At 68.4% G+C, this 21756-nt stretch carries 20 protein-coding genes; 10 read left to right on the top strand and 10 right to left on the bottom strand.

Annotated elements, in window-relative coordinates; translation table 11 throughout:
• Positions 1 to 5 precede the first annotated feature (5 nt).
• The 5 genes from E0H75_RS04715 to E0H75_RS04695 all read right to left on the bottom strand — a co-directional run bounded on the left by E0H75_RS04715 (position 6) and on the right by E0H75_RS04695 (position 6311).
• The gene (locus E0H75_RS04715) at positions 6 to 440 is read right to left on the bottom strand and encodes a hypothetical protein (protein ID WP_131511766.1); all 435 of its coding nucleotides are present in this window, start codon (positions 438 to 440) and stop codon (positions 6 to 8) included.
• 188 nt (positions 441 to 628) lie between these two features.
• Positions 629 to 928 carry a sigma factor gene (locus E0H75_RS04710; protein ID WP_238162825.1) on the bottom strand — a complete coding sequence of 100 codons (300 nt, stop codon included), beginning with the start codon at positions 926 to 928 and terminating at the stop codon, positions 629 to 631.
• 293 nt (positions 929 to 1221) lie between these two features.
• A complete protein-coding gene (locus tag E0H75_RS04705; protein ID WP_238162824.1) occupies positions 1222 to 2415 on the bottom strand; it encodes a mannosyltransferase family protein in 1194 nt (397 codons plus the stop codon).
• 8 nt (positions 2416 to 2423) lie between these two features.
• The gene (locus E0H75_RS04700) at positions 2424 to 4640 is read right to left on the bottom strand and encodes a transglycosylase domain-containing protein (RefSeq protein ID WP_131511765.1); all 2217 of its coding nucleotides are present in this window, start codon (positions 4638 to 4640) and stop codon (positions 2424 to 2426) included.
• A 171-nt stretch (positions 4641 to 4811) separates the two neighbouring features.
• Entirely contained in the window at positions 4812 to 6311 is a 1500-nt protein-coding gene (locus E0H75_RS04695) for a short-chain fatty acid transporter (RefSeq protein ID WP_131511764.1), read from the bottom strand.
• Positions 6312 to 6525: 214 nt separating this feature from the next.
• Between E0H75_RS04695 and E0H75_RS04690 the strand changes: the two genes are divergently transcribed.
• From E0H75_RS04690 to E0H75_RS04655, 7 genes are all read left to right on the top strand, one after another.
• Entirely contained in the window at positions 6526 to 7095 is a 570-nt protein-coding gene (locus E0H75_RS04690; RefSeq protein WP_131511763.1) for a PadR family transcriptional regulator, read from the top strand.
• An 11-nt stretch (positions 7096 to 7106) separates the two neighbouring features.
• Positions 7107 to 8186, top strand: a complete 1080-nt coding sequence (locus E0H75_RS04685; RefSeq protein ID WP_131511762.1) for an inositol-3-phosphate synthase — start codon at positions 7107 to 7109, stop codon at positions 8184 to 8186.
• A gap of 100 nt (positions 8187 to 8286) precedes the next feature.
• On the top strand, positions 8287 to 9117 hold the full coding sequence (locus E0H75_RS04680; protein WP_131511761.1) for a DUF72 domain-containing protein: 831 nt from the start codon (positions 8287 to 8289) through the stop codon (positions 9115 to 9117).
• 356 nt (positions 9118 to 9473) lie between these two features.
• The gene (locus E0H75_RS43490; RefSeq protein ID WP_202872820.1) at positions 9474 to 10553 is read left to right on the top strand and encodes a hypothetical protein; all 1080 of its coding nucleotides are present in this window, start codon (positions 9474 to 9476) and stop codon (positions 10551 to 10553) included.
• Positions 10554 to 10933: 380 nt separating this feature from the next.
• Positions 10934 to 11437, top strand: a complete 504-nt coding sequence (locus E0H75_RS04665) for a helix-turn-helix domain-containing protein (protein WP_165553447.1) — start codon at positions 10934 to 10936, stop codon at positions 11435 to 11437.
• Positions 11438 to 11557: 120 nt separating this feature from the next.
• Positions 11558 to 12094 carry a dihydrofolate reductase family protein gene (locus E0H75_RS04660; protein WP_131511757.1) on the top strand — a complete coding sequence of 179 codons (537 nt, stop codon included), beginning with the start codon at positions 11558 to 11560 and terminating at the stop codon, positions 12092 to 12094.
• 171 nt (positions 12095 to 12265) lie between these two features.
• Entirely contained in the window at positions 12266 to 13447 is a 1182-nt protein-coding gene (locus E0H75_RS04655) for a M20 metallopeptidase family protein (RefSeq protein ID WP_131511756.1), read from the top strand.
• A gap of 46 nt (positions 13448 to 13493) precedes the next feature.
• Here E0H75_RS04655 and E0H75_RS04650 read toward each other — a convergent pair whose 3' ends face one another.
• Together E0H75_RS04650 and E0H75_RS04645 are read right to left on the bottom strand one after the other, a co-directional pair.
• On the bottom strand, positions 13494 to 14927 hold the full coding sequence (locus tag E0H75_RS04650) for a pre-peptidase C-terminal domain-containing protein (RefSeq protein WP_131511755.1): 1434 nt from the start codon (positions 14925 to 14927) through the stop codon (positions 13494 to 13496).
• 102 nt (positions 14928 to 15029) lie between these two features.
• On the bottom strand, positions 15030 to 16466 hold the full coding sequence (locus tag E0H75_RS04645) for a M12 family metallo-peptidase (protein ID WP_131511754.1): 1437 nt from the start codon (positions 16464 to 16466) through the stop codon (positions 15030 to 15032).
• A 162-nt stretch (positions 16467 to 16628) separates the two neighbouring features.
• Here E0H75_RS04645 and E0H75_RS04640 point away from each other — a divergent pair, with 162 nt between their 5' ends.
• On the top strand, positions 16629 to 17063 hold the full coding sequence (locus tag E0H75_RS04640; RefSeq protein ID WP_202872819.1) for a YciI family protein: 435 nt from the start codon (positions 16629 to 16631) through the stop codon (positions 17061 to 17063).
• On the opposite strand, the gene E0H75_RS04635 is transcribed toward E0H75_RS04640, so the two are convergent.
• Together E0H75_RS04635 and E0H75_RS04630 are read right to left on the bottom strand one after the other, a co-directional pair.
• Positions 17045 to 18148, bottom strand: a complete 1104-nt coding sequence (locus E0H75_RS04635; protein WP_131511752.1) for a zinc-dependent alcohol dehydrogenase family protein — start codon at positions 18146 to 18148, stop codon at positions 17045 to 17047. The two genes, E0H75_RS04640 and E0H75_RS04635, sit on opposite strands and share 19 nt — an antisense overlap.
• Entirely contained in the window at positions 18145 to 18561 is a 417-nt protein-coding gene (locus E0H75_RS04630; RefSeq protein WP_131511751.1) for an acyl-CoA thioesterase, read from the bottom strand. Before E0H75_RS04630 ends, E0H75_RS04635 begins: the two co-directional genes overlap by 4 nt.
• A gap of 109 nt (positions 18562 to 18670) precedes the next feature.
• Here E0H75_RS04630 and E0H75_RS04625 point away from each other — a divergent pair, with 109 nt between their 5' ends.
• Positions 18671 to 19153, top strand: coding sequence for a DUF4188 domain-containing protein (locus tag E0H75_RS04625; protein ID WP_131511750.1), 483 nt, complete (start codon positions 18671 to 18673; stop codon positions 19151 to 19153).
• Positions 19154 to 19262: 109 nt separating this feature from the next.
• Positions 19263 to 20621 (top strand): MFS transporter, encoded by a 1359-nt coding sequence (locus E0H75_RS04620; protein WP_131511749.1) that lies wholly within the window; start codon positions 19263 to 19265, stop codon positions 20619 to 20621.
• Here E0H75_RS04620 and E0H75_RS04615 read toward each other — a convergent pair.
• Positions 20523 to 21710, bottom strand: coding sequence for an ABC transporter permease (locus E0H75_RS04615; RefSeq protein WP_238162823.1), 1188 nt, complete (start codon positions 21708 to 21710; stop codon positions 20523 to 20525). The genes E0H75_RS04620 and E0H75_RS04615 overlap by 99 nt on opposite strands.
• Positions 21711 to 21756: the final 46 nt, after the last annotated feature.

The raw sequence follows: 21756 nt of genomic DNA, 5'->3' as shown, positions 1-21756 counted from the left end.
TCCTGTCACTTCTTGTAGTGGCAGGAACCGGCGAACCGCAGCAGTGTCGCCTGGTTCCAGCCCAGGTTGTACGCGTTGTTGCTGATGACCACGACGCGGATGCTCTTGCCCTGGCGGACGAACAGCTCGCGGCGACCGTTGCGGCTGTTGCCTGGCGTGATGATCGCCTCGTTCTTGCCCGCACGGACCTTCGGCAGGTCGGTCCACGGAGTCGAGTACTTGTCCGCGGTGAGGCCCTCCCCCTCGTCCATCAGCTGAGAGGCGCGGATCCGCAGGTACCGGCTCTGCGCGTGGTACTGCTCGGGGTTCTGCAGGTTCGGGTCGGTCAGCTCCTGCTGTGAGGGATCACCGTTCTGCCTCGTCCCGACCCGCGTGACCGCCCAGCCCTGCGGGATCAGGTCGCAGGTGATCGGCCCGGGGAACGCCTTGGTGTTAGCCACGAGCGGGACTGGGGTGGACGGCACGGGTGTAGGCGGCCGGTGGTCGCTGGCGAGTCCACCGATGACCTGCCCCGGGGACCGCGACGGCATCGGAGTCGGGGTCGGGCTCGCGGCGGTGGTCGGTCCCGCGGGTTCGGGTGCCCCGTCCGTCGCCGTACCCGGAGACACCACAGACCAGCCGACGCCGATCACCAGTGCGGTGGCGACGGCACCACTGGCGATGCCAGGCGGTCGGTGCTGGCCTCCCGGTGCCGCCAGAGCCGGCGCCGTTCGTCCAGGAACGCGTTCACCAGGATCCGGTCCGCGTACCGGGCCGCGCCATCCTCCCGCCGTACCTTCGTCCAGTGCACGTAGAGCTTGGTCAGGGCGACCTGGACCAGGTCCTCGGCCCAGTACGCGTCCCCGGACGTCAGCAGCCGGGCGGTCCGCAGCATCCGGCCGCGGTGCGCTGCTGCGTACTCCAGGAACTCGGCGTCCCGATCCGTCACGGTCCGGCTCCCTCAGTCGTCGGCGATCTCCACCTGGACTACTGGCCGACCACCGGCGGCGGTTGCATGCCGCCCGGCAGCAGTACGGGCGGCAGCCTGACCGGCCGCCGCCCACGCTGGACGATTCTCGGCGGAGCCTGCCCCTGAAAGGTTCCGCCGGAACATTTGAGAGGGGTGGCGGTCCCCGCCCGGACTGCCACCCCTTCACACCTAACGACGTCCAAGGCCCCTCAGGGGTTGCCTACCCCGCAAACTGTCCACATGCCGGACGGTTCAGGCGTGAACGAGCCTCGTCAGCCGGTCCAGCGGCCGGTGAAGAAGGCGGCCGCCCAGATCGCGGCCAGGGGTATCGCGAGGGCCAGGTAGAGGCGGCCGAGCCAGAGTCTGCGCCGGCTCATGACCGCCAGGCCGATCCAGAGCGGCCACCACAGCAGCGTCGCCCGGGTGAGCGAGTAGATCCAGAACGACGTACAGAACGCGCCGACGGTGGCCGCGACCCAGGCGGCCTCACCCCAGGAGCGGCGCCGGATCAGCCAGGCGAGCAGCAGCAGGCCGACGACGAGCGCGACCAGTTCGGCCCGGAACATCCAGGTCCAGTCACTGCGGTCGGCGGAGAAGTGGCCCTTGGTCGCGGCCTCGATCGTATGGATCAGCGAGGTCCACGGCCAGGTGAACTCGCGCGCCCAGCCCTTCTCCTGCGCCTCCTGCCAGGCGAACCACGAGCCGTAGATCTGCTTCAGGTACGCCATGAACGCGAGCACCGGGACGGCGGGCAGGGCCAGCCACGGGAGTGACAGCCAGTCCCGCTTCTTGGAGGTGATGAACTCGACCACGAGGGCGAACGCGAGGAAGATGCCGGACACTCGCACGGTCGAGGCCAGCGCGACGAAGATCGCCGCCCGCGCCCACCGGCCCTGCCGGGCCGCCAGCCAGGCGGGGAACGCGAACGCGCAGAACAGCGCCTCGGTGTACCCGGCGGCCAGGAACACACCGACCGGAGCGCCGTACCAGATCATCGCCGCGTGCGGGCCGAGGCCCTTCAGTTCCGGGAACTCGTACTGCGCCAGTCGCGCCAGGTACACGCCCGCGACGGCACTGGCGACCGCGGACACGACGATGCCGGCGGCAACGTAACCGATCCCGGTCCAGCTGACGATCCGGACCAGCAGCGGGAACCCGGGGAAGAACGCGGCCAACGGGGCGCCGGACGGTTCACCGTTGTTGTAGCCGAACTCCGCGACCGCCTTCAGGTGCCAGACGTCCCACTGCAACCAGGCCCGCCAGACGTTCGGGTAGTCGCTGCCGCGGTTGAACAGCAGCGGGGCGGAGACCGACAGCATGAACAGCGCCGCCCGGGTGACCAGCCACCACCCGAGCACCTCGCGACCCATCGCGGTCGGCAGCCATCGGGACAGCCCGACCCCGTCGGCCCGGGCCCGCCGAGCCCGGCCGGGCTTGCCTTCGTCGCCGGCCGTCCGCTCGAACACGGGGCCGGCTACTGGTCGCCGCCGCCGGGTTTGTCCGGCGTGTTGGGGGTGCCACCTGTCGGGAACGGCCAGCCCGGAGGTGTCCGGGTCGGCTTCCCCGTCGGCTTGCCGGTCGGGGTGGTCGACGGCTTGTCGGTCGGCGGCGTGCTGGTCGGCGGCGCCGGCGGAGTGCTCGTCGGCGGTGCGGGCGGCGTGCTGGTCGGAGTCTCCGACGGCGTGATCGTTGGCGTCGGACTGTCCTTGAGCTCGTCCTCGTCAGGATCCTGGAAGCCCATGTCCGGCTGACCGGCCAGTGCCGGGTCCATGAACGCCAGCCAGGTCTTCAGCGGCCAGCCGCCACCGAAGAACGCGTCGTCACTGGAGTACGGGTCGAGGTCGCCCTCACCGGTCGTGCCGGCCCGGTACAGGACCGAGGTGGACAGTTGCGGCGTGTACCCGGTCCACCAGGACGTCAGGGTGTCGTCGCCGTCCTTGCAGCCGTCGCACGCCGCGTTGGCCTTGCGGTGCTCGGCCGCCACACCACCGGCTGTACCGGTCTTGCCGGCGACCGGGCGGTCCAGCTCCTTGGCGTCCTCACCGGTGCCCTTCTCGACCACGTCCTGCAGGGCGTAGTTGACCATCCGGGCGACGTTCTGGTCGATCCGTCGGGCCTTCTGCTTGTCCAGGCTCTTCTCGGACCACAACACCTTGCCGTCGGGACCGGTCACCTTCTTGATCGTGTGCACCGGGGCATACATGCCGTCGGCGGCGAACGTCGCGTAGGCGTTCGCCATGTCGACCGGCGAGGCGTACGGGTCCGGGCCGAGGACCGTGGACGGGTTGTTGCGGCCGATCTCGAGCGCCTTGGTCTTCGGGATACCGGCCGCCTCGGCCGCGTCGACGAGCTTGGCCGGACCGTTCTCCATCTTGTTGTCGACCAGGTCGTAGAAGGCGGTGTTGATCGACTGCTCGGTCGCCTTGAGCAAGGTGACGTCGCCGTAGTCCTCGTCGAACTCGTTGTTCAGCTCCTGGCCCTGGATCTCGATCGGGCTGTCGCCCTGGAAGATGTCCCAGACCGACGTGCCGTCCTTCAGCGCGGCGGCGAGTGCGAAGGGCTTGAACCCGGATCCCGGGCGGGCCGGTCTGGTTGCCCAGTTCAACTGACTCTTCAGGAAGTCGGGGCCGCCGTACATCGCGACCAGCTCGCCTGTGCCCGGCCGGACCGAGGCCATGCCGACATGCAGGTTGTTCCGCTTCTTCGGCAGCTCCTGCGTCCCGGCGATGACCATCTGGTTCTGCGCCTTCAGGTCGAAGGTGGTGACCACCTTCAGTCCGCCGCCGCTGATCTGGTCCTCGTCGAAGCCCAGCCGCTGCAGTTCCTTGCGCGCCATGTCGAGCAGGAAGCCGTTCGGGCCCTTGAAGCGGTTGCTCTTCTTCTTCATGTTCATCTTCGGCAGCGACTTGCTGTACGCCGTCTGCTGCGCCTGGGTGATGGTGCCGCTCTGCCGCATCCCGTCGAGAACGTACCTGTACCGCTCGACGATCCGCTTCGACGCGCGCGGGTCGTTGATGTCGAACAGGCTCGGGTTGTTGAGCACCGTGGCCAGGAACGCGGCCTGCTGCACACTCAGCTTGCGCGGATCCGATTGCTGGAAGTAGGCATCGCCGGCCGCTGAGATGCCGTACGCGCCATAGCCGAAGTAGACGGTGTTCAGGTAGCCCTCGAGGGTCTTGCTCTTGTCCTGCGACCGGCTCAGCTTGGTCGCGATGAACAGTTCCTGGAACTTCCGCGAGACGGTCCGCTCCTGGGTCAGGTACATGACCTTCACGTACTGCTGGGTGATCGTCGAGCCACCCTGCAACTGCTCGCCGCGGGCGATGTTCCACGCCGCGCGGACCATACCCGACGGCGAGATGCCGGGGTTGGTCCAGAAGGTGCGGTCCTCGGCCGCGGTCACCGCGTCCTGGACGTGCTTCGGGATCTGCGCCAGCGGCACCGAGTGCCGGTTCTGATCGTAGAAGGAGCCGAGCGCCTGCTGGCCGTCGGCGAAGGTGACCGTCGTCGTGTTGGTCGCGAACTCCTTGTTGGGGTCCGGGATGTCCGTCGTCTGGTAGACGATGAAGAAGGTGGCGACGGCGCCGATGATGCCGACGAAGAAGAGTGCGGCCAGCCAGCCGAGGACCCGGAGCGCCCAGTGCTTCTTGGGCTTACGGGCCGGGACGGCCCTTCTACGAGCTTCACTCACAGTGCAATCCTCGACGATCTCGCGGAAGTCATTGCCCCACAGACTACGGTGGGTGTGGTAACGGCCCCGAATCCGCTCCGGATGCTAACAAGCCGAGCGGTCACGCGGGCGCGCGCCGGACCAGGCCTTACCCAGATCTTTCCCGGCGCAAGCAAGCGATTTCCGCCCGGATCACCCGGTGACGTGCGGTGCAAGCAAGGTCACGGCGATCAACGCCGCCGGGAAGCAGGCCAGGAACATCGTGAACGTGTAGCCCATGATGTCGCGCGCCTTCAGGCCGAGGATGGCCAGCGTCGGCAGCATCCAGAACGGCTGCAGCAGGTTCGCGCTCGCCTCGCCGAGGTCGTAGACCACCACCATCCAGCCGGCGTCAACCTTCAGCTCGTTGGCGGCCTGCAGCACGTACGGCGCCTCGATCACCCACTTGCTCCCGCCACTGGGCACGAAGATGCCGAGGACGCAGGAGTAGATCGCCACCAGCGGCGGGAACAGGAACTGGTTGCTTGCCTGCACCAACCACCCGGCCAGCCGCGCGGAGATGCCGGTGTACGCGATCATCCCGAAGATGCCGCCGTACAGCGGGAACTGCAGCAGGACGCCGGCCGCCGCGGGTGCGCCGTCGCGGACCGCGCGGGCCATCCGCCACGGGCGCCAGTGCAGGAGCAGGGCGAGCAGGAACAGGATCAGGTTGACGGTGTTGAGGTCGAGCGCGCTGAAGAAGTTCTTCCCGCTGAAGTAGCGGACCAGGTACACCGCTCCGAGCAGGACGATCAGCAGACTGGACAGCGGGGAGTGCTCGAGCCAGTCCCCCGGCCGGCGGGTCTCGCTCTCCTCCCGCTGACCGTTGTACACCGATCCGCGGCCGACGAGTGGCCGCAGTTCGATGCCGAGGTGTTCGGCGGTCCGTGAGTTGTCCTCGCCCGGCGCGATGAACCACGCCATCCCGACGCCGACGACGTACACGATGAGGGTCGCGACGACGGCCCGCCAGGTGAAGATGGTGTCGCTGAGCGGGATCAGCCCGTTGGCGTGGCCGCTCGCCTTGATGACCTCCTGGACCGGCGCCGGACTGCTGCTCGCACTGGCCACCTGCAGCGCCGCCGAGCCGGACAGCCCCTGCGCCCACACCGTGCCGAGGCCGAGGAACGCCATGGCGCCCAGCGCGCGGTAGTCCGCCTTCGGCACGTTGCGGGCCACCTCACGCGCCAGGATCGCGGCGAAGATCAGGCTGAACGCCCAGTTCAGGTACGACGCCAGCATGGCCACCGCGGCGACGAAGGCGACCGCGGTCCGCGGACTCTGCGGGATCCTGGCCAGTCGAGCGATCAACCGGGCGACCGGTCCACTGGTCGCCACGGCGTACCCGCCGATGATGATCATGACCATCTGCAGCGTGAAGGTGATCAGGCTCCAGAACCCCAGGCCCCACGCATCGACCAGGCCGAAGCCCTTGGTCGCGGCCGGATCGTCCGGGCGCTTGAGCAGCGGCTCACCGGTGACCAAGCCGAACAGCAACACCACGAAGGTGCCGACCAGCACGAACCCGAACGCGTCCGGCAGCCACTTCTCGGTGAAGGCGGTGAACCGCAGCGCAACCTGGGCCAGCGGGCCTCCGCCGTCAGCACCGCTCTCGACGTCCTGCTTCGCGTGCTTCGCATGACTGTCGGCCATGACCCTCCGCTCTTGACCCACGACGCTGTGTCACACGATTAAACGCAGATCGGAGCCTGACGTAACAGGTTTCCCGGCGTGCCGCGTGATCAAGCTGACAAAGGGCGGCTTTGTCAGGAGTTGTCCACAGTCCTCGGCTCTGCTTACAGTGGCGCAGCGATGTATCGAACCGATACATCAGGTCATGACAAACTAGACCGAGGGAGGTGGGGTCATGGGAAACCGCAGTGGGGTCCTGGAACTCGCCGTACTCGGTCTGCTGCATGAAGCGCCGATGCACGGTTACGAGCTCCGCAAGCGCGTCAACGCCCAGTTCGGCTGGGGGCGCGTGCTGTCGTTCGGGTCGCTCTACCCGTGTCTGAAGGCGATGCTCCGCAACGGCCTGATCACGGCCGACCCCGGTACGCCGGGGACGGGCCGCAGGCCGAAGATCGTGTACACGATCACCGCCGACGGCAAGGACCACTTCGCGCACGCGATGCACGACGCCGGCCCGTCGGCCTGGGAGGACGACACGTTCGGCGTCCGCTTCTCGTTCTTCGGCCGGACCGATCCGGCCACCCGGTTGCGCATCCTCGAGGGCCGCAGGGCCCGGATGGAGGAGCGGCTGGCCAACTTCCGGGCGGCGATGACCCGGACCGCGGAGCGAGTCGACGCCTACACCCTCGAGCTGCAACGGCACGGCCTGGAGTCGGCCGAGCGCGAGGTCCGCTGGCTGAACGAGCTGATCGACGGCGAGCGGCGGCAACAGCGGCCCCCTGACCTGCACCAACCGCCTAATTGAAGGAGTTCCAGATGACCTCGATCCGCGTAGCGATCGTCGGTGTCGGCAACTGCGCCAGCTCGCTCGTCCAGGGCGTGCACTACTACCGTGACGCGAAGCCCGACGAGCGCGTCCCCGGTCTGATGCACGTCCAGTTCGGCGACTACCACGTCCGCGACGTGCAGTTCGTCGCCGCCTTCGACGTCGACGGCAAGAAGGTCGGCCTGGACCTCGCCGACGCGATCGGCGCCAGTGAGAACAACACGATCAAGATCTGCGACGTGCCGCCGACCGGCGTCACGGTGCAGCGCGGTCACACCCTGGACGGTCTCGGCAAGTACTACCGCGAGACCATCACCGAGTCCGACTCCGCACCGGTCGACGTGGTCGCCGCGCTGCGCGAGGCAGAGGTCGACGTACTCGTCTGCTACCTGCCGGTGGGCTCGGAGCAGGCTGCCAAGTTCTACGCGCAGTGCGCGATCGACGCGGGTGTCGCGTTCGTCAACGCGCTGCCGGTCTTCATCGCCGGCACCAAGGAGTGGGCGGACAAGTTCACCGCGGCCGGCGTACCGATCGTCGGCGACGACATCAAGTCGCAGATCGGCGCGACCATCACGCACCGCGTGCTGACCAAGCTGTTCGAGGACCGCGGCGTCACCGTCGACCGGACCTACCAGCTGAACGTCGGCGGCAACATGGACTTCAAGAACATGCTCGAGCGCGAGCGGCTGGAGTCCAAGAAGATCAGCAAGACCCAGTCCGTCACGTCCCAGCTGCGCGACGAGATCGACGCACGCAACGTGCACATCGGTCCGTCCGACTACGTGGCCTGGCTGGACGACCGCAAGTGGGCGTTCGTCCGGCTCGAGGGCCGCAACTTCGGCGACGTACCGCTGTCGCTGGAGTACAAGCTCGAGGTCTGGGACTCGCCGAACTCGGCCGGCATCATCATCGACGCGATCCGCGCGGTGAAGATCGCCAAGGACCGCGGCATCGGCGGCCCGATCCTGTCCGCGTCGTCGTACTTCATGAAGTCGCCGCCGGAGCAGTACGCCGACGACGTCTGCCGCGACCTGGTGGAGAAGTTCATCCGCGGCGAGGTCGAGCGCTGACATCCTTTCCAGCGCAGCAGTAAGTTCCGCTGGGGTAGCACGTCACAGCGCGGGAGCCGGCCGATGGGCCGGGTCCCGCGCTGTTCTATAGGTTGAGTTCATGCGGTTGCATGTCGGCTGTGCCCAGTGGACTCACCAGGCCTGGCCGCAACCGTCCCGCTCGAAACTGGAGTGGTACGCCTCGTGGTGCAACGCCGTCGAGAGCAACACCACCTTCTACGCGACACCGTCCCGGTCCGCCGTCGCGAACTGGGCAGAGCAGACACCGTCTGACTTCCGCTTCGTGGTCAAACTCCCCCAACTGATCACCCACGAGCGCCGGCTGAGTGGCGTCGAGGTCGAACTCCGCGCGTTCCTTTCAGCGATCGAACCGCTCGCCGAACGCAACCACGCCGTGTGGATCCAACTGCCGGCCTCGTTCTCCCCCACCGACCTCGGCACGCTCGCCGCGTTCCTCCACTACGCCCCTCGCGGTTACCGGTACGCCGTAGAGGTCCGCCACCCGGCGTTCTTCGACGACGCGGTCGCCGCCGGTCAACTCGAGCGTGTTCTCGGGCGCGTGCAGGCCGAGTGGATCCCGTTCGACACGGGCACGCTCTTCGGACGCCGGCCGACCAGTTACGCCGAGCGTGACGCGTGGATGAAGAAGCCACGGGTGGTACGGCGTACCCGTGCCCTGACAGCGTTCCCCATCGTCCGGTACATCGGCCGTGACTCGGTCGCCGAAACCATCGAGGGCTGGACGTACCTCGTCGACCTGGTGGTGAACTGGCTGGGCGAAGGGCGCTCACCCACGATCTTCCTCCACACCCCCGACAACGTGGAGGCCCTCAACCTCGCCCGCCGCTTCTACGCCGACGTCCGCGCTGTCCTCCCCGATCTTGCGCCGCTCCCCGAGCCCGTCGAGCTCGATCCTCCGACGCTGTTCTGAGTTATCCACAGCTGAGAAGTTCGCCGCTGGGACGTCGACGAATCTCCGTATGTTCTCCGCCGAGATCAGACCTCGGGAGGACAAACCATGGAGCATTCGAGCCACACCCCGCCGCACCGCACCCAGCCCGACCACGCTCGACTGACGTTCGCGGAGCCGGCCCACGCTCCACTGAACGTCGATCCGCCCAACGTTGCTGCGCCAAGCCGCTCGACACCGGCAGAGCGCCAGGCCCGGACCGACTGGCTCGTGACGGAACTACGCCGACTCGCGGCCTCTACAGACAACCCCCACGAACAAGCGAACCTCCGGAGGTCCGCGGATTCCCTGATCCGCCTGGCGACGGCCTCCCGTCCATGACCGCCTCCGTGATTGCCGCGCCACCGGATTCGCTCGAGGAGTTACTGGCGCGCAGTGGGCAGGTGGCGGTCGAGGTGTCCGGCGCCGGTCAGACTGCGTGGAACGGGCAGGTGGTCGAAACGGTCGGTGAAGTTCTCGGCCTCGCGCACTGGGACGGCACGCTGTACCTGGACAGCGAGTGCATCCTCGATCCGCTGCGGCAGATGTACTTGCATGCGGGAGAGGAGCAACCGCTCCCGGTCCTCGTTCAGTACCGCGAGTCGCTCGCCACGTTGCTGCACGAACACGCACACTTCCTTGGCCCGGCCGGCGCGACGCAGGAGGCGGCTCGGGGCGCCTTCACGCGTCCCGGTAGCCGACAACTCGAGGAAGGCGTCGCCGAAGCCTGGGCCCAGGACCACCTGAACGAATACCTGACCCGCCTAGGTGTGGACAAAGTTGCCCCCGGCATCGAAGACGCCCGGGGTGGCGGCTACTACGCAGCCTTCGTCCCGGCCGTCCGCATCCTGGCTGCCGACCTGGAGTCGCGTGGCAACCTCCAGCCCGGCGAGGTGCTCCGAGCCCTCAACCAGCAAACCGCAGAGGGCCAGTTCCCCCTCCTCACCACCCTCGTCTACAACTCCACCCGCCTCCCCGACCTCGAACCGTCCGGCACCAGCACCCGCGACCACCTCGAAACCATCCTCCGCCAAGGCTTCGCCCACCTCGACACCTACGAACTAGCCCCCACCGGCCTGGCCGCCGCCCAATCCCGCTCCACCACCACAGCCCTCCTCCACCACCTATCCACCGAGGTCCACAAAGCCGAGTCCCACCACACCCCCACCCACGAACTCCCACTCCCACCCCAGTTCCTCCCAACCCCCGCCCTCCTCAACACCACCCACCCAACCTCCCACCGCCTAACCTTCACCCCACCCGCCCCACCCCACTCCATCCACAGATCCGCTCCCTCCCCCCTCCAAACAGCCCTATCCGGCATCTCCCCTCCAGCCCCAACCCCCACCACCCCACCCCCAACCCACCCCGCGCCAACCACCCGCCCACGCACCGCCCCAAAACATCTACACCGCTAGCCAGCCCGCGCGGTGTGCTGGTGCGGTGGAACGGGCGGCGGCGCTCGCGAGGGCCGCCGCCCTCGCCGGGAGCTCCGCCAGTGCAGTTGGCGGCGGTGCTCGACGGGAGCCCCGTCGCGACCGGTCGGTGGGGTGGAGGTTTTGCATCGTGGTGCAGGCGGTTGCGTGGGGTGGGGGGACGGGATTCACTACGCTGCATGGGGCTCGACAGTCGCATTGTGGGTGGGCCGGTCGGGCCGTTGATGCAGGTTTGGTCTGCGGAGTGTGACAGTCCGACGGCGTTCAGCTCTCTTGCCTCGACGACTGCGGGGATTGGGTTCGCACGGGTTGGCGGGACCTGGGCTGTGCATCTGCGAGGTCCGGCAACCAGGGCGACGACGATGGTGTGTTCGGCTGGCTCGGAGTACTTCGGGGCTGACTTCCGGCTTGGGACGTACCTGCCGATGTTTCCGCCGGCCGGCCTCACGAATATGCGTGACGCGGTGCTGCCGATCCTGTCGGACGGTCGGATCCTGCTGGACGGTCGGGCTTGGGAGATGCCGACGCCGCAGAACATCGACGTGTTCATCGACCGGCTGCGGCGTGCGGATCTGATGGTGTTCGATCCGCTGATCGACGAGTTGCGGCACGGCGTCGTACGCACGATGCCGAAGCGGACCGTGCAGAGCCGGTTCGTGCGGGCGGTCGGGCTTCCACTCCGCACGCTGGAGCTGATCGAACGCGCAAGGCGGGCCGTCCGGATGTTGCACGCAGGCAAGACGATCGCGGAGGTAGCTGCCGAAGCGGGGTACTACGACCAGCCACATCTGACCCGATCACTCCGGCGGCTGATCGGCCACACCCCGGCAGAGGTAGCACAACGCACCGCCGTCCTGGGCCTGTGAACTGGACCAGGACCAGGACCGGGAGCTGGATCGGAATCGGGCCGGGGCTGGAGCGGGGGTGGGTTGGGGCTGCGTTTGGGTACAAGACGGATTTGGGGGGAGTCAGTATTTTCCGTCGCCATGAGACTCATTGAATCGACGTACATCTCGCTGGACGGCATGGTGGCCGGGGATGCCTTCTGGGGTGGGCAGCAAGGGTTCCAGGGCGATCGGCACAACGAGCAGGCGGCGAAGCTGCTGAACGCGGCCGACGCACTGCTGATGGGGCGGGCGACGTACGACGTCTTCTCGACCTCGTGGCCGGAGCGACCCGGCGAACTGGCCGACGCGATCAACCCGCTGCCGAAGTACGTCGCGTCGCGGACGCTGACCGAGGCGACCTGGAACACCCAGGTCCTGCAGGGCGACGCCGTCGAGGCGGTCGCTCAGCTGAAGGCGTCTCGTGAGGGGACGCTGCTCAAGTACGGCACCGGCTCCTTCAGCCAGGCGTTGGTGGAGGCCGGGCTACTGGACGAGTTGCACCTCTGGGTGCACCCGTTCGTCGCCGGGTCCGGGGAGGGACTGCTGTCCGGGATCTCGCCGACGCAGATGGACCTCGCCTCCGTCACCGAGGTCGGCAACGGCGTAGTCATCCTCACCTACACCCCGAAGCAGTAGCCGCGCCCGCGAGGACCACACCACCCGCACCACCCGCACTCGCACCACCGGCGCAGTCGCACCACCCGCACCCAGACCATCGGTGCACCCACACCACTCGCACCGCCCGCAGGTGCGCTGGGTGGGGTGCGGGTACGGTGGCTCGGTCGGGTGAGGTTTGAGGAGTGGCTGATGGATTTGGTGCGGGAGAGTGCGGGGATCGCGCCGGGAGTGGTTGAGTTGCGGCGGGAGTTGCATCGGAATCCTGAGGTCGGACTCGAGTTGCCGAAGACACAGGGTTTGGTGCTCGACGCCATCGCCGGGTTGCCGTTGGAGGTGACGACCGGGCGGGAGGTGACGTCGGTCGTCGGCGTACTGCGGGGTGGGCACCCAGGCCCGACGGTGCTGCTCCGCGGTGACATGGACGCGTTGCCGGTGATCGAGGAGACCGGCCTGGACTACGCCTCCGAGAACGGCAACATGCATGCCTGCGGCCACGACCTGCACACGGCCGGCCTGGTGGGTGCCGCGCAGTTGCTCAGTGCGCATCGCGAGGAGCTGCACGGGAACGTCGTCTTCATGTTCCAGCCGGGCGAGGAGGGACTCGGCGGCGCCGGGTACATGATCCGGGAAGGGGTGCTGGACGCCAGCGGCGAGAAGCCGATCGCCGCGTACGCCGTACACGTGTGGGCCCTGGCCGCCAAGGGAATCTTCCAGACCCGGCCCGGCACGATGATGGCCAGCTCGAACCGGCTGTACATCACGGTGCACGGCAAGGGCGGGCACGGTTCACAGCCGGAGAAGTCGGTCGACCCGGTGCCTGTCGTCGCCGAGATCGTGCTGGCGTTGCAGAGCTACGTGACGCGGCGCGTGAACCTGTTCGACCCGGTCGTCATCACCGTGACGCAATTGTCCGCCGGCGTCGCGATCAACGTGATCCCCAACTCGGCCAAGCTCGGCGCCACCGTCCGAACGCTCTCCGACGCGAGCCTCGATCAGCTCTCCAGCGAGCTACCCGCGCTGGCCGAGTCAATCGCCTCGGCCCACGGTTGCACCGTCGACGCAACCTTCGCCAGGCAGTACCCGGTCACGACCAACCATGCCGGACGTACGGCGGAGACGCAGACCAAGCTCGCCGACCTGCTCGGACCAGAGCGGGTCGAACCGCTGGCGAATCCGTTGATGGGCGCCGAGGACTTCTCGATGATCCTCGCAGAGGTCCCCGGTACGTTCATCATGCTCGGCGCCCGTCCCGACGACGTCTCCGAGGACAAGGCTCCGTCCAACCATTCGAGCATCGTCCGCTTCGATGACGACGTGCTGGCTCACCAGTCCGCCGCCCTTGCTCATCTCGCCGTCTCGCACCTGACTTGAGAGCCTGTGGCTGGCCGGTCCGCCAGAGACCGGCCAGCCACAGGGATCAGGAGGGCGCGATGCCGAGGGTGTAGGCGCCGCGGCTGCCGTAGGTGGAGTACCCGGTGTTCAGCGGGTCCCCGTAGCCCACGTTGTCGATCCGCAGGTAGTACGTACCCGGCTGGAGCGTGCTGGTAACACTCGCACCGAGGCCGGTCGGCGTTCCGGCGTCACTCTGGCCCGACGCCGGGTCGGCCGAGGCGACGACAGAGCCCGCGCTGTCGAGCAGGTCGAGTTTGATGTCGAGGTCGCCACCGGTCGCGGCCGCACTCGCGGTCGCGGTGTAGTTGCCTGCGGCACTGACATCGACGCGGTAGACGTCGGTGTCGTCCTCAGCGGCAACAAACCCCGACGCCGGCGTACCGACGGTCAGAGCGGCTGCGTCACCGGTCGTGCCACCAGCCTCGTCGGCGCGCAGAGCCAGACCGTGCGAGCCGACAACCGCGTAGTCGTCCTCCTTGTTGTTCGCGTCGGCGTACTCGCCCTTGCTCCATTGGCTGATGCCGCGGTAGTAGCCGACCCCCATGATCGGAGCCCAGGCGCCGTGGCCCTGGTAGTAGCCAACGGTCGAGGTGCCGTCGTGGCTCAGTCCGACGTTGTGGCCGGCTTCATGAGAGGCGGCCTCGGCCAGGTTCTTCGCACCGGTGCCGACGCCCTTCGTGAACACCAGCGCCGGCTGGTAGTAGTCGTGCTGGCTGGTGCTGTCGTAGACACCGACGTACGCAACGCCGCCACAACCGCACCCGGACTGGTACCAGGTGTCCGGATCGATGAGCACCCGCGTGCCGTACTGCTCGTCCGACGCACCGGACCGGTCGATCGCGGACTGCGGCGGCTCCTGCGTGGTCACGTCCACATCGAAGGTGCTGTAGTCCTCGGCGACCCGAGCCCACACCTCGCGTACGACGTCCTGCTCGGCGGTGCTGTAGTTGGCCGGATCGCCGTCGGTGTCGTACGCCGACACGTTCACCGGATCGATCCCCTTGGACGCGTTCCACGCCGTACCGGTGATGGTGTGACCGTCGAAGTCCAGGTAGATCACCCGGTTGGAGCCCGGCTTGCTGTGCAGCTCGAAGGCCGGACCGGTGGCACCGGCAACTGCTTCGGTGGCCCAGCGCGGCGACGCCTCCGGTGCCTTCTGAGCAGCCGTCAGGCCAGGCTCACGAAAGAACAGCTTGCTATCGGCATCCAGCCAGCTGGTCTTGTCGGTCGCCAGGATGCGCTGCAACTGCTCCTCGGCCAGACCGTTGCGCTGGGCAATCTCATCCAGCCGCGACTGCACCTTGCCGAGCGCTGAGCTGCCGGGCGTGGCTTCGGCGAGCAGTTGGTCGATCGGCTTCTGATCTGCGTCGGCCTGAGTAGCTGCCGCGACGGCCAGCCCTCCGAACACGACTGCTCCGGCGCATGCGAGCGCGCCAGTGCGGCGGAACTTGCTCTTCATTCAGGAATCTCCTCACAGATTCCCCCCGGGGCGGGCGGGTCCCCCCATGACCCGGGGCCGTCGATCTCGGTGGGAACGACGGCCCCGGGTGACTCAGGTGTTTCAGCTGACGCGCACCGTGTACGCGCCGCGGCTGCCGTACGTCGAGTAGCCGGTGTTCGCCGGGTTGCCGTAGCCGGTGTTGTCGACCCGCAGGTAGTAGCGGCCCGCGGTGACCTGCCGGCTGATGCTCGCGCTCAGTCCGGTCGGAGTGGCGGAGTTGGACTGCCCGGCGGCCGGGTCGGCGGTGGCGACGACCGCACCGGACGAGTTCAGCAGCTGCAGCTTGATGTCCAGGTCGGCCCCGGCCGCGGCCGAGTTCGCCGCGAAGGTGAAGGTGCCGGCGGACAGGTCGATCCGGAACATGTCGACGTCCGAGTCGTTCGCGTAGATGCCCTTCGTACTGGTGCCGAGGGTCAGAGCCGTGGCGGCAGCGGCGGTGTTGCCGTGGTCGTCGGCACGCAGCGCCAGACCGTTCTGGCCGATGACGGCGAAGTCGTCTTCCTTGTTGTTGGCGCCGGTGTACTCGCCCTTGCTCCACTGGCTGATCGCCTTGGAGTAGCCGACGCCCATGATCGGTGCCCAGGCGCCGTGACCGGCGTAGTACCCGACAGACGCCGTACCGTCGTGGCTCAGGCCGACGTTGTGGCCGGCCTCGTGCGAGGCTGCCTCGGCGATGTTCTTGGCGCCAGTGCCGACGCCCTTGGTGAACACCAGCGCCGGCTGGTAGTACGAGTGCTGGCTGGTGTTGTCGTACACGCCGACGTACGCGACGCCGCCGCAACCGCAGCCGGACTGGTACCAGGTGGTCGGGTCGATCACCACGCGGGTGCCGTACTGCTGGTCGGACGCACCGGACCGGGTGATGGCCGCCGCGGCCGGCTGCTGGGTGGTCACGTCCACGTCGAACGGCGCGTAGTCCTCGGCCACGCGGGCCCAGACGTCACGTACGACGTCCTGCTCGGCGGTGCTCCAGGTGCCCGGACTTCCGTTCGTGTCGTACGCCGTCACGTTCACGGTGGCGGGCTTGCCGTTCGTGTTCCACGCCGTACCGCTGATGGTGTGGCCGTCGAAGTCCAGGTAGATCACCCGGTTGGAGCCGGGCTTGCTGTGCAGCTCGAACGCCGGACCGGTCGCGGCGGCGACCGCCTTCGCGGCCCAGCGCGGGGACGGCGAGGCGGCGGCCTGCCGCTGGGCCTTCCCGGCGACCGGCTCGCGGTAGAAGAGCTTGCCGTCGCGGTCCAGCCAGCTGGTCTTGTCGGTGGCCAGGATCTGTTCCAGGCGGGAGGCCTCCATGCCGTTGCGGTCGGCGAGCTCGGTGACCCGGGACTGGATCCGGCCGAGGGCCGACTTGCCCTGGAGTTCCTGGCCGAGCAGTTGGTCGATCGGGGTGGGGGCGGGTTGCTGGGCATCTGCCTGATTGCCGGCGATGACGGCGATCGCGCCGAAGACTGCGGCACCGGCGATGACGGCACCGAGGCGGCGGGGGCGGGTCTGCATAACTGGGGTCCTCCTCAGGGACTCCGCGTGTCTCACTTGACATGCCTCACGAGCGGTGCCCGTGAACACACTGTGCGTAGCCTGCCTGAAGGGTTGCCACCGGGTCTAGATTCTTCCCAGGATTTAACAGCGACTTGGGAGGGGTTCCCGGTGCGTTACCTGATGATTTTCCAGGCCACGGACACGTCCGAGGGCGGCGAGCTGGCGAGCGAGCGGAGCCTGACCGAGATGGGTCTGGTGATGGCGGAGATGGCCGAGAAGGGCGTGCTGCTGGCCGGCGAGGGTCTGCTGCCGAGCTCCCGGGGCTTCCGGATGCAGCTGGACGGCGGCGGCAAGCGGCGGGTGGTCGACGGGCCGTTCGCCGAGACCAAGGAGCTGATCGCCGGGTTCTGCCTGATCGAGGTGGCCTCCCGCGAGGAGGCGGTCGAGTGGGGCTGGCGCTGCCTGGCGGCCGACGACGGCAACACCGGGACGCTGGAGCTCCGGCAGGTCGCGGCCCCCGAGGACTTCGGGGACGAGTTCACTCCGGAGGCCCGCGCCCGGGAGGCGGAGACCTTCCTGAAGGCCGCCGAGAACCTTCACAAGAGCAACACCTGACGGACCGAGGTGCCGGCGGCCAGGTTGTCGAAGGCTTCGTTGAGGTCGTCCAGTCCGACGGTCGCGCTGAGCAGGCGGTCGACCGGGAGCCGGCCGGCTTGGTACAGGGAGATGTAGCGGGGAATGTCGCGGCTCGGGACCGACGAGCCGAGGTACGAGCCCTTCACCGTGCGTTCCTCGGCGACCAGGCTGACCGCGGGCACGCTGAACGTCTGCGACGGATGCGGCAGCCCCACCGTCACCGTGATCCCGCCGCGGCGGGTGGCGGCGTACGCCTGCTCGAGCACCTTCGCGTTTCCAACGGTCTCGAAGGCGTAATCCGCTCCACCTGAGGTCGCGTCCCGCACTTCCTCGACGGCGCCCTCCCCTGCACGAACCGTGTGGGTCGCGCCAAGGGCCTCGGCCAAAGCCAACTTCGACGGTACGACGTCCACCGCGACCAGCGGATGCGCTCCCACGAGAGCGGCACCGAGCAGCGCCGACAGTCCGACACCGCCAAGGCCGAAGACGACCGCACTACGGCCCGCCCGGACCTGTGCGGTGTTGACGACCGCGCCGACGCCGGTCATCACCGCGCAGCCGAACAACGCCGCGATCTCCGGCGGCAACGACGGGTCGATCTTCACCGCCGACCGCGCCGACACCACCGCGTGATCGGCGAACCCGGACACCCCTAGATGGTGGTGGACCCCGTCCAGCCGTCGTACGCCGGACAGCAGAGTGCCAGCCGTGTTCGCGGCGGCCCCCGGCTCGCACAACGCGGCCCGGCCCTCCGCACACGGACCGCATTCGCCACAGGCGGGTACGAAGGCGAAGGCCACGCTGTCACCGGCCGCGAACCCGGGAGCCTCCGACTGGACGACCTCACCGGTGGCCTCATGCCCGAGCAGCATCGGCATCACCCGGGGTCGGGAGCCGTCGATCACCGACAGGTCGGAGTGGCACAGACCGGCGGCGCGGATCCGGACCAGGAGCTCACCGGGACCAGGTGGCGCCAGCTCGACCTCCTCGATCCGCAGCGGCCGCGACTCGGCGTACGGAGCGGGCAGACCCATCTCTCGCAGTACGGCGCCGCGCACGATCATCCGGTGATCCCTTCCAACGCTTGGCGGATGCTGTCCGGGATCGGCACCGGCCGGCGGTCCTCCCGCGCCACGAACACGTGCACGAACCGCCCGGTGGCGGCCGGCTGGTCCGAGCCCGCGCGGAACAGGCCGATCTCGTACCGCACACTCGAGTTACCCAGCTGCCCGGCCCGCAACCCGGCGTCGACCGTGCCCGGGAACTCCAGCGACTCCTTGAAGGTGCACTGCGAGTCCACACACAGCCCGATCACCTCGCCGCGGTGGATGTCGAGCCCGCCGGCCCGGACCAGGAAGTCGTTGATCACCGTGTCGAAGAAGCTGTAGTACTCGACATTGTTCACGTGCCCGTAGACGTCGTTGTCCTTCCACCGCAACGTGATCGCCAGAAAATGCGGAAACGACGTCCGATCCATCCGCCCACCATAAGGTGACCGCCATGCACGACGTCCTGATTCCGGGCGGGACGACCTGCTGTTTCCGCCAGACTGGGGAATCTGCTGAGCTGAAGGGGAGGGGCCAGGGATGAGAGTGGTCGAGGGGCGGCAGACGGCTGCGTATGAGGGCGAGATCGTGGTGTTTCTGATCGGGTTCCGGATCAACTCGCTGCGGGCGCTCAAGGCGTGGTTGCCGGTGGGGAGGGCGATGAGTCCGATGCTGCGGGAGCTGTCGAAGGATCCGGACAGCGGGCTGCTCGGGTTCCGGGCGCTGCCGACGTGGCGCGGCGTGACGATGATCCAGTACTGGGAGTCGGTCGAGAAGCTGCAGGCGTTCGCCAGCGACAGCAACCGGACGCACCGCCCGGCCTGGCTGGACTACTTCCGCAACTCGTTCAAGGGTGGCGGCGCCGGCATCTGGCACGAGACGTACATCGTCCCGGCCGGCAACACCGAGACCATCTACGGCAACATGCCGCCGATCGGCCTCGGCAAGGTCGCCGGCGTGGTCCCGGTCGGCCAGCGCGGCGAGACCGCCGCCGAGCGCCTGCACCGACCAGCCGACGACTGAGCCGACTGACCGGAGACCGAGCCGACCGGGGACTGAACCGACCGGCCAAGAACTGGGCAGTGGACCGAGCCGACCGGGCTCGACCGGCCCGCGCGGTTACAGTTCAGGCGTGCGGTTCATCCGGGATCTTGGGACGCTGCTGCGGCGCCGCGACTTCCGGCGGCTGTTCGCGGTGCGGTTGACGTCGCAGTTCGGCGACGGGGTGTTCCAGGTCGCGCTGGCGTCGTACGTGCTGTTCTCGCCGGAGCGGGCGCCGGACGCGGGGGCGATCGCGGGGCTGTTCGCGGTGGCGTTGCTGCCGTACTCGATCCTCGGGCCGTTCACCGGCGTACTGCTGGATCGGTGGTCGCGGCGACAGATCCTGTTCGGCGCCAACTTGACCCGAGCGGTCCTGGTCGTCGGCGTCGGCGCCATCGTTGCAGTGGGCAACGCGGGCGTGCCGTTCTACCTGGCGGTGCTGCTGACCCTGGGCGTGAACAGGTTCCTGCTGTCCGGCCTGTCCGCCGGCCTCCCGCACGTGGTCCAGCGGGACGAGCTCGTGATGGCGAACGCCGTCACCCCGACCTCCGGTACGGCGTCCTTCCTCATCGGCGGCGGTATCGGCGCCGGGGTGAAACTGATCGTCGACTCGGATCTCGCCGTCCTCGGACTCACCGTGGTCGTCTACCTGGCCGCCGCGTTCCTGGCCCTCCGGCTGCGGCGCGACCAGCTCGGCCCGGACCTGACAGGTGACGAGCCGGGCGTGATCGAGGCCGTCCGCGGCATTGCCAAAGGCCTTGTCGACGGCGGCCGGCATCTGCGGCAGCGCAAGCAGGCTGCGCTCGGACTGGCCGCGATCGGATCGCTGCGCTTCTTCTTCGGGCTCATCACCGTCGCGATGATCCTGCTGTACCGGAACCACTTCTACGGACCCGACCGGCTCGACGAGGCGTTCGGTGCGCTCGCCATCGCGACCGGCGCGGTCGGCGCCGGCCTGTTCCTCGCCGCACTGGTCACGCCGTGGGCGACCCGGGTGATGACGCTGCGGCAGTGGATCACGTTGCTGTTCGTCGCCGCCGCCGTGGTGACCGCGATGCCCGGCGGCCTCTACACGCAGCCCGCGATCATCGTCGCCGGGTTCCTCACCGGCTTCTGCGCGCAGGGCGTGAAGATCAGCGTCGACACCCTCGTCCAGACGGGTGTCGACGATGTGTATCGCGGCCGGGTGTTCTCCCTGTACGACATGATCTTCAACGTCGGGCAGGTCTCCGCGGCCGCACTCGGTGCGGTGATCCTGCCCGACAGCGGGAAGTCGTACGCCGTCCTCGCCTTCGTCGCCCTCGGCTTCGCCGTCACCGCCCTCGTCTACGCACGGCTCAGCCGGGACGGCTCAGGTGCCACGCAGCGCCGTGATGGGCTGGATGGCGGAGGCCTTCCAGGCGGGGTACGTGCCGGCGACCAGGCCGATGAACGCACCCAGCAGGGGTGAGCCGAACGCGAGCCGGTTGTCGAGGATCGGCGTCCAGTCCCGCACCCACGACACCCCGACGGTGAGCAGTACGCCGACCGCCGTACCGAGTAGACCGCCGAGGAAGCCGACGATCACGCTCTCGACCAGGAACTGGATCGCGACGTGCCGCCGGGCTGCTCCGAGTGCGCGACGCAGGCCGATCTCGGAGATGCGTTCGAGCACCGACAGCAGCGTGACGTTCGCGATTCCGAGGCCGCCGACGAGGAGAGCAACCGCGCCGAGCAGGAGGAACAGCGCGTTCAGGTCGGACTCGACGCCCTTGCGAACCGCGCCCTGCTTCGGCGGTGCGTCGACCTTCAGCGTGCTCGGATCGTTCGGCTGGATCGCGATCGGCGCCTGACCGGCGATCAACTGCGCCGCGCCCACCTGGGTCCGGATCTCGACCGCGTCCGGAGATTCCAGGTCGTACGCCGTCTTCGCCGTACCGTTCGGCATGATCACGGCGTCGTTCAGCTCGGCCCGGCCGGTGACGGATTCGAGGATGCCGATCACCGTGTACGGCTCGTCGCCGATGAACACGGCCGGCTGCGCGTCGACCCGGTTGATGCCGAGCCGCTCGGCCGCATGTTTGCCGAGGACAACGACCTTGTCGCCGCGCTGGTCGTGGCCGGCGTCGAAGAACCGTCCGGTGCCCAGTACGCCGCGGACCGCGTCGAACAGACCGGCGGACGCTGCCATCACCTGGAGCGCCTTGCCCTCGCCGCCGTTCACGCCGGCGACGTTGCGGACCAGGTCGTCGCCGATGTCGAGGTTGCTGACCGTACCGGCCGCGTCCACGCCGTTCAGCCGCTGGATCCGCTCCGGCGCGTCCCACGGCAACTGCGTCGCCGCTTCGCCCTCCTGCCCGCCCTTGTCTTCCGGCTGTACGACGATCCGCGTCGCCGCGGCCAGGTCGAACCGCTGAGTGATCTGCCCAGCCGCCGTCTGCCCGAGCCCCACAGTTCCCACCAGTGCGGCGATACCGAGCACGGTGCCGAGGGTGGTCAGGATCAGCCGGGTCGGCCGGGCGGCTACCCCGGCCAGCGCCTCGTCGAGGAGGTCCCGCACGGCGGGACGCGATCGGAGGCGGGACCGGGTGGGGTGGGGAGAGGAG

Origin of the sequence: Kribbella capetownensis (genome assembly GCF_004331485.1) — a bacterium.
GTDB lineage: Bacteria > Actinomycetota > Actinomycetes > Propionibacteriales > Kribbellaceae > Kribbella > Kribbella capetownensis.
Note: the sequence above shows the minus strand (reverse complement) of the source record. Positions and strands in the feature narration are given on the sequence as shown.

What these genes read in the sequence shown, in the direction of transcription:
- E0H75_RS04695 (WP_131511764.1), bottom strand. Translation starts at nt 6,311, where the DNA reads ATGGCCGACAGTCATGCGAAGCACGCGAAGCAGGACGTCGAGAGCGGT.
- E0H75_RS04690 (WP_131511763.1), top strand. Translation starts at nt 6,526, where the DNA reads ATGGGAAACCGCAGTGGGGTCCTGGAACTCGCCGTACTCGGTCTGCTG.
- E0H75_RS04685 (WP_131511762.1), top strand. Translation starts at nt 7,107, where the DNA reads ATGACCTCGATCCGCGTAGCGATCGTCGGTGTCGGCAACTGCGCCAGC.
- E0H75_RS04680 (WP_131511761.1), top strand. Translation starts at nt 8,287, where the DNA reads ATGCGGTTGCATGTCGGCTGTGCCCAGTGGACTCACCAGGCCTGGCCG.
- E0H75_RS43490 (WP_202872820.1), top strand. Translation starts at nt 9,474, where the DNA reads ATGACCGCCTCCGTGATTGCCGCGCCACCGGATTCGCTCGAGGAGTTA.
- E0H75_RS04665 (WP_165553447.1), top strand. Translation starts at nt 10,934, where the DNA reads ATGGTGTGTTCGGCTGGCTCGGAGTACTTCGGGGCTGACTTCCGGCTT.
- E0H75_RS04660 (WP_131511757.1), top strand. Translation starts at nt 11,558, where the DNA reads ATGAGACTCATTGAATCGACGTACATCTCGCTGGACGGCATGGTGGCC.
- E0H75_RS04655 (WP_131511756.1), top strand. Translation starts at nt 12,266, where the DNA reads ATGGATTTGGTGCGGGAGAGTGCGGGGATCGCGCCGGGAGTGGTTGAG.
- E0H75_RS04650 (WP_131511755.1), bottom strand. Translation starts at nt 14,927, where the DNA reads ATGAAGAGCAAGTTCCGCCGCACTGGCGCGCTCGCATGCGCCGGAGCA.
- E0H75_RS04645 (WP_131511754.1), bottom strand. Translation starts at nt 16,466, where the DNA reads ATGCAGACCCGCCCCCGCCGCCTCGGTGCCGTCATCGCCGGTGCCGCA.
- E0H75_RS04640 (WP_202872819.1), top strand. Translation starts at nt 16,629, where the DNA reads ATGATTTTCCAGGCCACGGACACGTCCGAGGGCGGCGAGCTGGCGAGC.
- E0H75_RS04635 (WP_131511752.1), bottom strand. Translation starts at nt 18,148, where the DNA reads ATGATCGTGCGCGGCGCCGTACTGCGAGAGATGGGTCTGCCCGCTCCG.
- E0H75_RS04630 (WP_131511751.1), bottom strand. Translation starts at nt 18,561, where the DNA reads ATGGATCGGACGTCGTTTCCGCATTTTCTGGCGATCACGTTGCGGTGG.
- E0H75_RS04625 (WP_131511750.1), top strand. Translation starts at nt 18,671, where the DNA reads ATGAGAGTGGTCGAGGGGCGGCAGACGGCTGCGTATGAGGGCGAGATC.